The following is a 14,655-nucleotide window of genomic DNA, read 5'->3' on the forward strand; positions in this document are numbered from 1 at the left end:
GGGCGGGTTCTCTGGCCAAGTTTTTGGGCCATGGGGTCGGGAACTCCGGCTCAACAGGGACACAGAACCCGACTCTTCGTCCCAAAAAATTAAATGAGGCGATTAAAATGACAACTGTTTTAAACGTACTAATGAAGCATTTGAAAAAATGGAATGTAACACATATTTTTGGAATACCTGGCCGCCCTGTAGTGCCGCTCATTACAGAAATGGTTAAGCACGACATCACCTTTGTTTTGGCACGCCATGAAACTGGTGCGGGTTATGCTGCTGGAGGCTTTGCCTTACAAAAGAAAACGTTAGGAGTTGCATTCGCCACAGCGGGGCCTGGTGGAACAAACATGATTACGTCTGCCGGACAAGCAATGGCGCACAATGTACCCGTACTATTTTTAACAGGGCAAATTTCTGCGGGCAAAATCGGTAAATCGTATAGTCAGGACTCCTCTTCATTTGGAACAGATTTAGTTAAAATGCTCGAGCCTGTTACAAAATACAGTGCTAGAGTAGATCGAGGAGATTCGTTCGAAAACCATTTTAGACATGCGATTGAACGTGCCTTTACGGGCGTGAAAGGGCCTGTCCACCTTTCGATGCCACTTGATGTTTTACAGGAAAAAATCACATCTTTTGACATAGACCTACCTCAAGCACCCCAGACAATCGCAGCAAATATTGAAGAAGCATTCAATTTGATAAAAGAAGCCAAAAATCCGGTTTTCTTTTTAGGAAAAGGAATCCGCTCATCCGATAGTTACGAAGAAATTTTTGAAATCGCATCGAGGTTAAGTATTCCGGTCATAACGACAGGCGGAGGAAAAGGAACATTTCCAACCAACCACCCGCTTTCATTAGGAGTGTATGGCTTAGGAGGAACCGAAGAAGCCGATCAATTTTTACAATCTGGCATTGATGTCATGATTGTCGCCGGTTCATCACTTAATGATATGGCTTTGGCAGGATTCCGCCCGGACTTTTATCCGGAAAAAATCATTCAGTTTGACCTTGATCCAACATTTGTCGGCAAAACAATCCCAAGACCGACCCTATTTGTTCCGGGAGATTTGAAGGAAAATTTGAAAAAGATCCTATACCTGACATTGGAATTTGAAGTCACTGATCTTTGGAATGAAAGCGATGACAGTAGCCTGGGCCATTCGTGGGGACAAAGCTGGGGCTGGGGAAACCCAGACCATGCGGATAATCCGGGACATAGGGATCTGGATTATAGGGGCGGGTTCTCTGGCTCACATTTTCCTAGTCAACATGACTCAAACCCAATCAACCCAGAACTAGAAAATGTTTCACCAGAAAATATACCTACTATCCTAAAACGGTTAAAAGAAACCTACGGAGATTTATTTATTGCAGCCGAGCAAATTGGGGCTACTAATGAAGACATGTCTTCCTTCCAAAAGATATTTGAAGAACTGGAGACCGTCTCAAAACATGTAGCAGCAACACGCGAAGACTGGGCCGGAGTTCCCGCCCCCATAGCTCACCCCATGGCTCAACAATGGGCTGAAGCCTCCATGCCCCAGCCTTATATCTCGTCGGTGTCAGCGGTCCATGAAATCCGTCGGAATTTACCTGAATTTTCAAAAGTTTTTGCAGATGTTGGTAGTCATGCTTATTACGCTGTTAAACACTTTGATGTGTACCAGCCAAATACTTTTTTCTTTGATGACCGCTTTATAGCGATGGGAAACGGGATTGGCTATGCGATTGGGGCAAAAATCGCGGAAGGCTCTCACAATCACAATCAGCCTATCGCTTGTATTACAGGGGACGGCTGCATGCTCATGCACGGTACAGAAGTAGCAACTGCAGTCGAACATCGCGCTCCGATTCTTTTCTTTGTTTTTAATAATAGTGGATTGGACATGGTGGAAACTGGCATGAAGCATTGGCAAAACTGCCCCGGCCATGTTGTCTACAACAACCCAATAGATTTTGTTTATTTTGCAAAAGCATTAGGTTGCGAAGGCTTCAGATGTTTGAACAAAGAGGATATTGCAAATGCAATTCAAAGGGGATTACAAAGTAAGGTACCAACCATCATTGAGATTATGGTTGACCCTGATGAAATCCCGCCTACTTTAAAACGAGATGAATAAATGGCTGCACTATATTATTGAAAAAAAAGACAAATCAGTGAGCAGCCACTATCGAATTTTTTACAAAAATAATAACTACATAGTAAAAATTATTAGGTTGCTAGGAGGAGAAAAAAATGTCCAAACGTAAAGAAATTGGATTAGAAAACTTGCGAGGGATTTCAGGGAAGGTCGGAGTTGAAGCAGTCGAAAAATTAAGAGGGACCTCTCCGGAGTTGTCTGACTTTATCACCGAATTCGCCTTTGGCGATATCTATTCATTGCCGGCACTAACAAAAAGGGACAAAGTGCTCATTACACTCTCCTCCATCATAACGCAGGGTGACGTGGGAGCACTAAAGGTACACCTCCACTCTGCCCGAAACATCGGATTAACAAATGAAGAAATAAAAAATGTGATCCTGCATTGTATCCCGTACGTTGGTTTTCCGAAAGTGATCAGTGCGATGCAGGTGTTTGAGGGTATTTTGAAGGATTGAGTTTGGCTGGGGCATGGGATCTGACCACGGTTGGGGACACGGAGGCGGGTTCTCTGTCCCAGTTGAGCCACAGTTCCCGCCCCCGCGTCCCAGTTCAAGCGCACCAAAGCCTTATTACTGAATGCGGGCTATCACACTTCTTGAAATACCCGTAATTCTTGATAGCTGCCTTACTGTAATTCCCTCCATTTTTTTCAATACCAACAAAACATCGTTTCGCTCCTTTTTGTCCATTTGCTGGATCATAGCTATATTTTCAATTCCCATTTGATTTAGGATATTGATTACTTCACTATCCGTTTTTTTAACTATGTCAAAATCGTCCAGAAATTCATCCTCATTTGTTTCTTCCATAAAATCTTTGAACTTTTGGACTGTATCGGTTTTTTCTTTAGAAAATTGTTTCAGCACAGGTTCGGTATCTATCATGTCCCCGGTGCTGAAAAACTCATGGATGCTTGTCCACTTATTTTCAAAAACATCGCTTGCTATTCCTGCCTTTAGCGGGTTTTGATGTATATACCTAATGACCCTCATGAAATAGTCATTCGTTTCTACATTTTCGCTCCTAAACCGTCCCTGGAAAAGAGAACCACAACGCTGATATTTGAAATTAAACCATAGGGCATAACTAGCACTGATTCTTTTTACAATATCTGAAATCCCCTCTTCAGTTTCCTTCAAAAGTAAATGCACATGATTATCCATCAAACAATAACTGAAAAGTTGAAAGTTACTAATTTCTTTAATTTTTTTTAGCACCTCTATAAACTTACGCTTATCAGCATCTCCCTCAAAAATAATTTGTTTATTAATTCCGCGCAACATCACATGATAAGTTCCAGTATTGCTTTTTGTCCTTGGCTTTTTTGCCATGTTAAAATCACCTCTTGGAATTAGTAACCTGTCCTTTACCCCCCAAAAGCCTATATACTGTTTTTGTCTTTTGTCTTTGTTATGAAAAAATTTAAAAGTCGTAGAAAAATAAAATAAACGAGGCTGTATCTTTTGAAGTTATTTACTAGAAGCATCCACTAGAAGTAACGTTTAAGGAATCGGATAAAAAAATTTTGCGTCCGCGAACTTGTGTATGAAGCCATTCCTATATTTTTTCCACTTTACTAACACTAACCCCCTTCTACATTTAATAAACCCAGTTTGGCACAAAATTAAATTCGGAGCAAACTTGAGATTTTCAATTTTCAAGGTAGTTTGGGCTGAAATTTTTAAAATTCACTAGAGAAAATTGAAATTTGGTTAGGAGTTTTGAGGAAATTTTCAATTTTATATAATTTTTGGGGATATAGGGCGGTTTGGGACATGGGGGCGGGAACTCCGGCTTAACTGGGACAGAGAACCCGACCCTGTGGCTCATCATAGGATTTAAATAAACGTTTAATTAAGACAGGTTTCTAATCTGCCAATCTATTTCCCCGCTTCCGATCTCTCGCAGAAAAGCATTGGCACGTGAAAACGGGCGGCTACCGAAGAATCCGCGATTTGCCGAAAATGGACTTGGATGCGGCGATTTTATTATAAAATGCCTTGATGAAGTAATCAGCTGCTGCTTTTGTTGTGCATAGGCACCCCACAAAATAAATACAACTGGTTTCCCACGTTGATTTAAGGTTTCTATAACTTTGTCAGTGAACATTTCCCAGCCTAGAGCCTTATGCGAATTTGGAATACCTGCCCGTACGGTTAAAACGGCGTTTAGCAACAACACTCCCTGCTTCGTCCAATCCACTAAATAGCCATGGTTAGGAATATAACACCCTACATCACTCTGCAGCTCTTTATAGATGTTTTGCAACGACGGTGGAATTTTCACTCCCGGTTTCACCGAAAAGCTTAATCCATGAGCCTGCCCAGGTCCGTGATACGGATCCTGGCCTATGATCACGACTTTTGTATCTTCAAAAGAGGTAAAGTGCAAAGCATTGTAAATATCATATTGATCAGGATAAATCACCTGCGTCTGGTATTCTTCCCGCAAAATTGTTCGCAGTCGTTGATAATAAGGCTTTGCGAATTCCCCTTCAAGCAATGGAGCCCAATCATTTTTTAAAATTGCCATCTAATAACACTCACTTCCACTAGTACTCAATCATTCTCATTATAAAACAATCACAAAAAATCGTGGACCAAATTTACAAATTAAATGAACGTTTAATTAAAAATTGGGATGCAGGTACTGGGACACAGTTCCCGACCCCGCGGTCCAGGCCGACCCCTTGGACCATGACATAGGGGCGGGTTCGTTGGCTCGTTTCTTGGATAGGACAGCGGGCTAAACCTGTCCCCATGTCCAAGTTTTCCCCTCCCTCGTTTTAGCAATAATCATATATAACCCTATACCAACAATTGCTCCTGAACTATCTATTAGAATATCCTTCACCTGTCCCCCTCTGCCAGGTACAAACAACTGATGAACTTCATCACCAATAGCGTAAAGAACACAAATCCCAAATGCCATGGCCAATGTAGCAACCCCACTTATTGTACTTCCGTTCACCCTACTTCTTCTTATTGCATTCAGCACTAATATGCCAAGCGTTAAATATGCAAAAAAATGAGCGTTTTTACGGACAAAATGGTTTATGGTATCCATATTAAAGTCTTTTTCTGGAGTAACTTTTTCGACGGTCTCAACGATAACCTTTGTTACCCCTTTGCTTAGATTGTTTGATTGCTCCGCTTCTTGAGAAGATAAATAAAAAATGAGCAGCATCCAAAACAAAACTGCTGCCCATGAAATAATTATCATTATGATTTTACTGTTTGTTACTATAGACATAAATTTTCTTCCTTTCTTCATAAGCGTTCTTTACGAGAACCAATATATTGGATATCCATGATCTACAATATAACCAGGAGGATTTTCACTACTTCTAGTTTATGATAATTATTAATAGAAGCAACACAAATTGTATTTGCATATAGCAAACATTCTGCTAAAATTGAAAAAGATGTAAAAAGAATTAGTCATTTCGGATTGCACCTATCAAATTAATAAACTATCATTCTAGGAGGTATTCAATTGTATAAAAAGAATTTTAAAAAGGAATTGCTCACAGCCATTTCCTCTGCATTCTTAATAACAGCCGCAGTAACACCAATCACCGCAGAACACTCCCATGCCGCTACTACATTTAAAGACATCTCGACTGGCGTTTTCTATGAAAAAGCGGTATATTCTCTTTCTGATAAAGGTGTCATTGGTGGTTATAGCGATGGTACATTCAAGCCGGACAAAGCAGTTACGAGAGCAGAAGCAGCGAAAATGATAGCGTTTGATTTAGGTCTTGGAAAACCGGTTGGAACATCAGCAAATTTTTCTGATGTCAAAAAAGAGGACTGGTTCTATGAGCCAGTAACTGCACTTACGCAAGCAGGTGGGATTAGTGGTTACGAAGACGGAACATTCAAGCCAAACAAAACGATTACGAGAGCCGAAATGGCTAGCATGCTCGTTAAGGCCTTTTCAATAGAAGAAAAGCCCGGTGCGCAAAAAGCCAAATTTACCGATGTAAATCCAGCTAGTTGGTATGCAAAAGCTGTACAAACATTATATGGTAACAACATCACTTCAGGAAGATCAGCAAGTCAATTTGCACCAAATGATCCAGTCACCCGCGGTGAAATTGCTGCTTTTATCCAAAAAGTAAATGATGGAAAAAGCAGCCAAGCTAAAGATCAAACAACTGGAAACACTGAAACGACAAACGTTAACAATACTGAAAAACCGAGTGAAGGCAGTTCTACGACAATAGAAACACCAGGTACACCAGCTAGCGGCGGTGGAGGTGGCGGTCCCGTTACGAATCCAACACCAACTCCAACTCCGACTCCAACTGCCGAAAGCATTCTATCTAAATATGAGAATCAATTGAGCAGTTTAAAAACACAAGCAGAAGCTGAGTTTAGCAAACTGAAATCGGATTTTTTAAATGATCAACTTAGCTTTTCAGAAGCACTCAACCAAGGAGAATCTTTATATAAGTACTATGAGGGTGAGTTCAATGCCAAATATGAAAATGCGAAAAACGAATTAGCACAAAATGGTTATTCCGAAAGTAAAGCAGATTACTTCCAAGAGGAATTTAATAATTTGCTAGGAAAGTACTCTGAATACACCAAATTTCTAAACTAAAATTCTAGATTTAACAACAAGAAGAGGTCATGACAATCATCAAAACTGTCATGACCTTTACTAAATAACTACTAAAATGGGAAAACATGTTGAATGCTCTATTATTTTAAAAGAAAACTATGTTATAATTCCAAAAGAAGTAAATTTATACTAGTACAATAGTTTAGTAACCAGTGTAACAAACAAAAATATAGAAGGAGTGGTTATTTGATATGAAAAAGAAAGCTACTAGAAGGTTAAATTCTCAGAAACTCATTGCTTCAACCGTTTCTGCAGCAGTTGTAATTTCTCCACTTGGTGGAAGCTTTACTGCAGATGCAGCTGTAAAGTCTTTCAAAGATGTATCCAAGGATGCTTATTACTATAAAGCAGTCCAAGACTTAGTAGAAAAAGGCGTTATTGACGGTTATCCGGATGGTACATTCAAGCCGAATAATGCTGTTACACGCGCTGAATTTTCAGCACTTTTAACAAAAATTCTAGATTTGAATACAGATTCTGTTAATAATCCAAACTTCAAAGACGTACATACAAATGCTTGGTACTACAACTCTGTTGCTGCCCTAGCAAACCAAGGGTTAGTTGGCGGTTATGAAGATGGCACTTTCCAGCCAAATAAACAGATTACCCGTGCTGAAATTGCAGCACTACTTACAAGGGTGTGCAATCTTTCAGCAGATGGTCAAGCTACATTACCATTCGCTGATGTCCCTGCTAATTCATGGTACAAAGAAGTAGTTACTGCCCTTTATCAATCTAAATTAGTGAGTGGAAAAACTAACACAACATTTGCACCAAATGATCATGCAACTCGTGCCGAAGCAACAGTATTCTTACACCGTGCAGATAGTCAAGGGCTCCTCCCTGCGTTGGCTTCAGCTAGTATCAATGCCGTAACAAATGAAGCTGTGACAATTGGCGGTGTATCATACAAAATTGCAGATAATCTTAAAGGGATTTTTAATACAGCAAATAGTAGCATCTTAAAAGATGGCAAAATCAGCTTTGTATCTTCAAACCAAACGATTACAAAGATTACTTCTTTAGAACTAACAGCTAGCGGACAAGCTGTAGGTGCTGATGAAGTAGAATTCAGCAAGAACGTTGTTTTAGACGGAGGCAATAATACGATTGATGGCAATGTAAAAGTTGCAGGAAACTATGTTTCTATTAAAAATGTAAAAATTGCCGGAGATTTCGAGATTGGGAAAGAGCTGCAAAACGATTTTTACTCAGAAAATATTAGCGTTTCAGGAAAAACTACTATCAATGGTGGCGACAACAACACTGTTGTATTTACTGACGCTGCATTAAATGCTGTTGAAGTGAATAAACAAGATGTCAATGTTGCAGCAAAAGGCAAAACAACGATTAAAGAAGTTGTTGTAACTAAGAATGCAACGATCACTGGAGATGATAGTGCTGTCATTTCGAAAGTAACAGTAAATGATGGTGTTGAAAAACTTGACCTTAAAGTGAAGGTCGATAACGCAGTCGTTGACACAACAAAAGAAATGTCACTATACGGTAAGAAAATTGGAACACTAGAATTAGTGAAATCCACGAAAATAACACTTGTAAAAGGGACAAAAGTTGAAAATCTTATTCTCCCTGCTGATGTAGCAGCAAAAGACATTATTAAAAACTATAACGATGTAAAAAAAGACATCGCAAAAATTAATGGCAAGAATAACCCTGATGCTACAACAGGTGGTGGTGGCGGCGGTGGTGGCGGCGGTTCAGTCACTACACCGGATGATATTAATAGCGGTAAAACGATTAATGGTAACTACACAATTGATATTGATAAAGAATCTGCTTTGACTTTTGGGCCTGCATCCGGCACAACAACGATTACAGGGGATTTAACAATCAAAGGTGATGCAGAGGAGATTATTACTCTTCGCAACATCATTGTTAAAGGCACTTTAACAGTAAATATACCAAAAGGAACTGTTAAATTAGCGGATAGTGTAACAGTAAGCAAAACGGATTTAAAAGATGTTAAATTTGGTACTTTCTCAAGTGAAGCAACCCATACTGGGACTATTGATGTACAAGACGATGATGCCGTAATTGAACTTAATGGTGCAGCTAGTAATGCAAACGTTGATATTTCCGGTGGTGGAACAATCCAGCTTAAAGGAACGTTCAAAGGGAATATAACAGTTAATAAAGCTGTGAATCTAAGCCTTGCTGAAGGGGCTACCCTTTCAAATATTGCTATTCAAGCAGCAGGCGTCGAACTTACAATTCCAACTGGCGCTTCTATTGGCCATCTTAAAGTTGAAGCAGCTGATTTAAAACTTGGCGGTTCAGGTGTTGCCGATATCCTTGATAAAATTGAAGTCATTGGCGACTATCAAGTGGCTGTCGACGAAAGCCAAATACCAGAGGAGAAAAAAGATCTACTCCTTGTGTTTAATGCCCTAAACGCTCTTACTTGGAATGATATCAAAGGAGATAATGGTGCATTAACTGAAAAAATCGGTAACAAAAAATCATTAAACTTAATCCCAACAATTGATGGCTTTGACGGTGTTAACGTCAAGTGGGAATCTGATGCTATCGATACAACTACTGGTAAAATTACAAAAGATGGCTATGAAGGCCCGATTACATTAACAGCTACATTATCAAAAGGGGATTATAAATTAACAAAACAATATATCATTAATCTTGATACAGTAGCACCAGTTGTTGGCGAAATTCAGCATATCGAAAAACATGAAACAAGCGCGAAATTCAAAGCATCTTCAAACGAAACTGGTAAGCTTTATTACCTTGTTAAAGAGGGCACCGTTGCACCAACTATTGACGAGATAACAGGAGAAGACGGAAAATCGGTTGCTGTTACTGCGAATGAAGATACAACGTTTGAAGTTACCAATTTAGAACCTGGAACAGCCTATACAATCTATGTCGCTGCTGAAGATGAACTAGGAAATATTGGAGCTACACCAAAGGCATTGTCGTTTAAAACTTATGCTGTTGGTCAAGGTCCAAAAATCTCAAGCATTTCCTTCGGCGATGTGATTACGAAAATTGACGGAGACAACACATTTGAGGCTGACTTAAGAAAAGTAACAAGCAACACCGTATTTTCAGCAACGGTGAAAGTAACACAAACTAGTAACCTACAGCTTTCTATAGAAAACCTTGGTACGATTGGCGACTTTGGATTAACTGAAGGAGTTGATAATACTATTGATAATGTAGACTTCTCAAAGGTGAATGCTAATAATATTAACTTTGAAGAAGTAAACTTTACTGAACTTCTTAACGTTTTACTAGCAAATCCAGATGTGAATAAAGCTGCCTTGTATGATGCAATTAAATTTGGGGAAATCTTCACAATCGTGAGCGATAAAGATTCAGACACATTACAAGCATTATTAGCTAATGTTGATATTAATAAGATTTTTGATGCTGTTAAAGGTACTGGTACTGCTAGCGATATCTACAACATCGTTGATTTTGCAGCAATTAATGATGTAGTTGAATTCACTGACTTTGTTGATAAAGTGGCTGTATTCAATATTTTAACTAAGTACGAAGAATTTGGTGAACTTAAATTTAGCGACTTAAGCAATCCAAAGAAAATCATTGAAACAATTAATGCCAGCGATAAAAAGGCTGAAATCTATAGTGATTTATATGCATTAATTGATTTTAATCAAATATTTAATACAATGCTAAACGATTCGAAGTACGGTAAGGAATCAGTAAGAGATGTATTTAGAGCATTGCATGTCGAACAGCTTCTTGCTGCACTTGATGAAGATGCAGTCCATAATGTCTTCGCTACAGTTGATTTAAATAAAGTGTTTGAGATCTTAGGTAATTCTTCTGTACGTAGCGAGATCTTTAATGGAGATGTTATTAATCTACCAGCAATCTTTGCAGCAACTGGAAAATCTCAAGGCTTCACAAAAGATCTATTCGATATCTTGGAGAAATTTGATGGCGAAGACGACAATACGTTAACAGTTGGAGCTAGACTATATAACGATAATGGCGAAACACCTTACACTATTAAAATGGTAATTTCCGATTAATGGAAGAAAGGCTATTAAAAAGAGCAACCATACTGGTTGCTCTTTTTGCGTTATATACGGGACTAAGCTCTCACCTTTTGTACCACAATCTTAACTATTCTATATAATTTTTTTCAAATCGCCAGGCATCTCGGCACATAGCAACAATATTGCGTTTGGCTGTCCAACCAAGTTTTCGATTTGCTTTTGAAGTATCAGCGTAACACTCAGCAATATTTCCGGGTCAGCGATTTACGATTTCATAAGGTATTTCAATATCGTTAGCTTCTTCAAAAGCTTTAACCAACTCCAGTACACTAGTACCTTTTCCGGTTCCTAAATTATAGATATGGACCCCTTCCGTTAAATTTTCTAATGCGGCGACATGGCCTTCAGCAAGGTCCACAACATGAATATAATCACGAACTCCTGTCCCGTCCACAGTTGGATAGTCTTTTCCGAAGATTTTCAACTTCTCTAATTTCCCCTTAGCTACTTGTGTTACAAACGGCATGAGATTATTTGGGATTCCATTTGGGGCTTCGCCGATCAATCTACTTTCATGGGCACCTACCGGATTAAAATATCGAAGGATTGACAAGTAGAAAGTAGGATTTGCTTTTGCTATATCAATTAAAATCCGCTCACTCATTGCTTTTGTTTCACCATAGGGATTCGTCGTAGGTAAAAGTTCCATACTTTCTACAAAAGGTACTCTGTTTTCACCGTACACTGTAGCCGATGAGCTAAAGACAAACCGATTTACACCATATTTATGACAAGTCTTTGCAAGGACAAGTGTACTAACAATATTGTTATAATAATAATCTTGGGGCTTTTCTACAGACTCAGCAACCGCTTTAAGACCAGCAATGTGAATAACACCATCAATCTTATAATTCCTAAAAATAATTTCAACAGCTTCTACATCCGTTACATCAATCTTATAAAAGGCAATTTCTTTACCTGTAATGTCCATTATTTTCTCAACAGTCTCACGCCTACTATTACAAAGATTATCTGCAATAATGACTGAATGTCCAGCTTCTAGTAAAGCAACACAAGTATGTGAGCCAATATACCCAGCGCCACCAGTTACTAATATGTTCATCACTTATTGTCCCCTTATTAGTAGTATGAAGTAGATTTTACCATAATATCTTTCAAAAAAGATACATTGCTAGTTGAGATGGTTGAATATTTATTCGTTTTTTGTCAATACAGATATAAGAGAAAAAAATTGGTGAGGTTGAAATAGTTTGCTTGAATTTAATACTAGGGTGTTGTTTGGAGCCGATAAAATTGCTCATTTCAGTACATATGCTGTAATTGCACTTTGCATTGGAATAGTCCTTATATCCGTAACATCCAGAACACATCGTTTAAGAGGACTTTCATTTATTTGGTTTATACTTGTTTTAATCGGAGTAGTAGAAGAATATCGTCAATTTCTTTTGCCAGACAGGACTGCAGAGCTTTGGGATGCTGTAGCCAACATACTAGGAGTAAGCACCGGTATGCTACTACCCCTTCTCTTTTCCATAAAAAAAGAAGCACTACCGGTGGCAAGGTACTTCGTCATCTTTTTTATTATTCTTTTTCCCTTATTCCTAGGTTTGGCGGAAATAAACGAACGCCACATTATTATAGATCCTGGGGAAATAAACCATGTAGACAGTGGTTCAGGTCATGGGGGGAGCCGTGGGGGCAGACACTTCTAATATGGACACTGAACCCGACCCCCATGGCTCACTCCATGGTTCAAACCCGCCCTCGTGTCGGTTCGCCCCAACCCCGACTCAGCCCCATATCCCCTAACCGACCCCACGGTCAAGTTTTCAATCAAACATCACAATTCTTTCTTCTTTTTGTATAATCTTAGCCACCGAAAACCCCTGCTTTTCAATTTTTTCTATTATTTTATTGGTGCTAACTAGGCTTGGATTAAACTCAATGGTAATCTTTCCTTTCGGTAATTTACCTTTAAAAGAAAAAATACCACATAAAGCTTCAACTTCTTTTTCAATCTTAGTAACACATTTAAAACAAGATATTCCCAATACATACAATGTTACATGATTCATTTCGCCCTCACCCCATGTTTTTGGTGGATTATTATAAGCTGATCTAGTTTCTGGCTACAACATATAGTCTCGTTGCTATTTATACCAAAGGCTTTTGCCGTAAAAATTAATTCCTTTTTCAGCATTTGTATTTGTTTTTCTAAACTTTCCATATCATCAACCATTACAAACACCTCTTTTGAGTTGATGTCTATACTTATAGGTTGATTTTATGATAATGATTCTCATTCGTAATTGACCTAAATCAAATTTTAAATTTTTTTATAAAAAAGATAAGCACGAATTAGTTGTAGTTCAGCTTAATAGCAACTTTGACATTGTGTCAGAGTACATGAGCCGCAGTTCCCGACCCCGTGGGCTACTCTTTTACTTTTAATGTAATTGTTTGATTGGTTTCATTCCAGTTGACTTGTGCTCCCAGTGCTTGAGATACAAAGTTTAGAGGTAGTACTGTTCGACTTTTTACATTTTTGACCGGTACATCCATAATGGTCTCCTTACCATTAACCTTTAGTACATTACTGCCTACTGTTAATTGGATTGAGAGATCATCTTTGTTGATGGTAACTTGGCCTCTTGCTTCGTCCCAAAGGATATTATCACGGTTTACCCCCAACGCCTCTGCCACATAACGTATGGGCAGGTAGGTACGCCCTGCTTCAATGAAGGGGGCAACGTCCATTAAATTATCAACCCCAGCCTTACTATACGTTGTATTACCAATTTTAAAGACAACATCATAGGGAGATGAGTCCTCTTCAATCGTTTGAGGTGGAACTACTTTTGCTACGATTGCCTCTCCTCTAACTAGGGCACTTCCAGAGATTTTTACAGTTACAGCTCCTTCGGAATCTACTTGAGAAGAAATATAAAATTTCATCTTAAAGCTACGTTCTGTTTGGGAAGATGTTGATGTTGGCATTATAAATTCAATTGTATTTTTTTCACCAGTAATTTTGGTATTTAACGTATTTTCAAGCTCCTGACGAGAACGATCCGAAATTCCATTTGCTTCTATTAATTTGTAGCCAACAACTTTGGTCCATTCGGGAAATTCAATAACGACATTATTTCTAGATAACCATGAATTAGCTGATCCTTCTTTAATAGTAAGGGCTGCCGTTTCGAGCTTTTGCAAATCTTCATTGTTTTGTCCCGGGATTAATATGGGGGCTTCTTCAGTATTTATTTTTGTAATTACAGCTGGAACAGTTGCAAATGTATATTGACCATATGATAAGGTTGAACCTCTAGGATCAACTGTTACTTTTAAATCTCCTAACGCATCCTCTACTTTAAAGTAAAGCGGAATGTTAACGGATTTATCGCCACCTTCCCATGAACCCGAAATTTCCAATTCAATATTTTGAGCGGTTGCTTGCGCGACTGTAAAACTGGCTCCATTTGTACCCTTAAACATTTTTCCTGATGGATACTGACTTGTAAGCCATTTGACACCAGGGGATAAAGTTAAGCGAAATGTATCACCCGATGTAAATCCAACATCCTCTTCCTTAATAATAAGATTGGATAATGCATTCCCATTTAGGTCACTCTCATAATTATCCGGAACAGCTAAGATTCTATCTACTATGTTCTTGCTGTTTGCACTTACATCTAAAGGGAATACGAATGGAGTTAAAGCACCTGCTGCGACCATTGCTGATGTTAAGATTCGCATTGGTCTTTTCAGTTTTATTTGAAATGCCATGTAAACCTCCCCTTCCTTTTGTGGAACCATTGTATCACTTTTATAATACCATAAAACTGGGAATCGGTGTGGGA

11 protein-coding genes and 1 pseudogene are annotated in these 14,655 nt (G+C 38.7%); 5 read left to right on the top strand and 7 right to left on the bottom strand.

Translation table 11 applies throughout. The annotated features are described in order from the left end of the window. Nucleotides 1-107 precede the first annotated feature (107 nt). Together BAZO_RS22875 and BAZO_RS03610 are read left to right on the top strand one after the other, a co-directional pair. The gene (locus BAZO_RS22875) at nt 108-2,117 is read left to right on the top strand and encodes a thiamine pyrophosphate-binding protein (RefSeq protein WP_235786693.1); all 2,010 of its coding nucleotides are present in this window, start codon (nt 108-110) and stop codon (nt 2,115-2,117) included. A 116-nt stretch (nt 2,118-2,233) separates the two neighbouring features. Further along, nucleotides 2,234-2,596 (top strand): carboxymuconolactone decarboxylase family protein, encoded by a 363-nt coding sequence (locus tag BAZO_RS03610; protein ID WP_003329917.1) that lies wholly within the window; start codon nt 2,234-2,236, stop codon nt 2,594-2,596. 114 nt (nt 2,597-2,710) lie between these two features. Here BAZO_RS03610 and BAZO_RS03615 read toward each other — a convergent pair whose 3' ends face one another. The 3 genes from BAZO_RS03615 to BAZO_RS03625 form a co-directional block, all read right to left on the bottom strand. Beyond that, nucleotides 2,711-3,472: a transposase gene (locus BAZO_RS03615; protein ID WP_003329918.1), complete on the bottom strand. Its 762-nt coding sequence runs from the start codon at nt 3,470-3,472 to the stop codon at nt 2,711-2,713. A 523-nt stretch (nt 3,473-3,995) separates the two neighbouring features. After that, nucleotides 3,996-4,673 carry a uracil-DNA glycosylase gene (locus tag BAZO_RS03620; protein WP_003329919.1) on the bottom strand — a complete coding sequence of 226 codons (678 nt, stop codon included), beginning with the start codon at nt 4,671-4,673 and terminating at the stop codon, nt 3,996-3,998. A gap of 213 nt (nt 4,674-4,886) precedes the next feature. Next, entirely contained in the window at nt 4,887-5,393 is a 507-nt protein-coding gene (locus BAZO_RS03625) for a VanZ family protein (RefSeq protein ID WP_003329920.1), read from the bottom strand. Between the two features lie 243 nt (nt 5,394-5,636). On the opposite strand from BAZO_RS03625, the gene BAZO_RS03630 reads away from it, so the two are divergent. Next, nucleotides 5,637-6,749, top strand: coding sequence for an S-layer homology domain-containing protein (locus tag BAZO_RS03630; RefSeq protein WP_003329921.1), 1,113 nt, complete (start codon nt 5,637-5,639; stop codon nt 6,747-6,749). Between the two features lie 212 nt (nt 6,750-6,961). Continuing rightward, nucleotides 6,962-10,807, top strand: coding sequence for an S-layer homology domain-containing protein (locus tag BAZO_RS03635; protein WP_003329922.1), 3,846 nt, complete (start codon nt 6,962-6,964; stop codon nt 10,805-10,807). Nucleotides 10,808-10,901: 94 nt separating this feature from the next. On the opposite strand, the pseudogene galE reads toward BAZO_RS03635, so the two are convergent. Next, nucleotides 10,902-11,897 (bottom strand): annotated as a pseudogene (gene galE, locus BAZO_RS03640) (UDP-glucose 4-epimerase GalE). Between the two features lie 148 nt (nt 11,898-12,045). Between galE and BAZO_RS03645 the strand changes: the two are divergent. Beyond that, a complete protein-coding gene (locus tag BAZO_RS03645; protein WP_003329925.1) occupies nt 12,046-12,507 on the top strand; it encodes a VanZ family protein in 462 nt (153 codons plus the stop codon). Between the two features lie 117 nt (nt 12,508-12,624). On the opposite strand, the gene BAZO_RS03650 is transcribed toward BAZO_RS03645, so the two are convergent. From BAZO_RS03650 to BAZO_RS03660, 3 genes are all read right to left on the bottom strand, one after another. Further along, nucleotides 12,625-12,870, bottom strand: a complete 246-nt coding sequence (locus BAZO_RS03650; protein ID WP_003329926.1) for a heavy-metal-associated domain-containing protein — start codon at nt 12,868-12,870, stop codon at nt 12,625-12,627. Next, nucleotides 12,867-13,034, bottom strand: coding sequence for an aspartyl-phosphate phosphatase Spo0E family protein (locus BAZO_RS03655; protein ID WP_003329927.1), 168 nt, complete (start codon nt 13,032-13,034; stop codon nt 12,867-12,869). Before BAZO_RS03655 ends, BAZO_RS03650 begins: the two co-directional genes overlap by 4 nt. 194 nt (nt 13,035-13,228) lie before the next feature. Further along, entirely contained in the window at nt 13,229-14,581 is a 1,353-nt protein-coding gene (locus tag BAZO_RS03660; protein WP_003329928.1) for a copper amine oxidase N-terminal domain-containing protein, read from the bottom strand. Nucleotides 14,582-14,655: the final 74 nt, after the last annotated feature.

Source organism: Schinkia azotoformans LMG 9581, assembly GCF_000307855.1.
Classification (GTDB): Bacteria; Bacillota; Bacilli; order Bacillales; family Bacillaceae_J; genus Schinkia; species Schinkia azotoformans.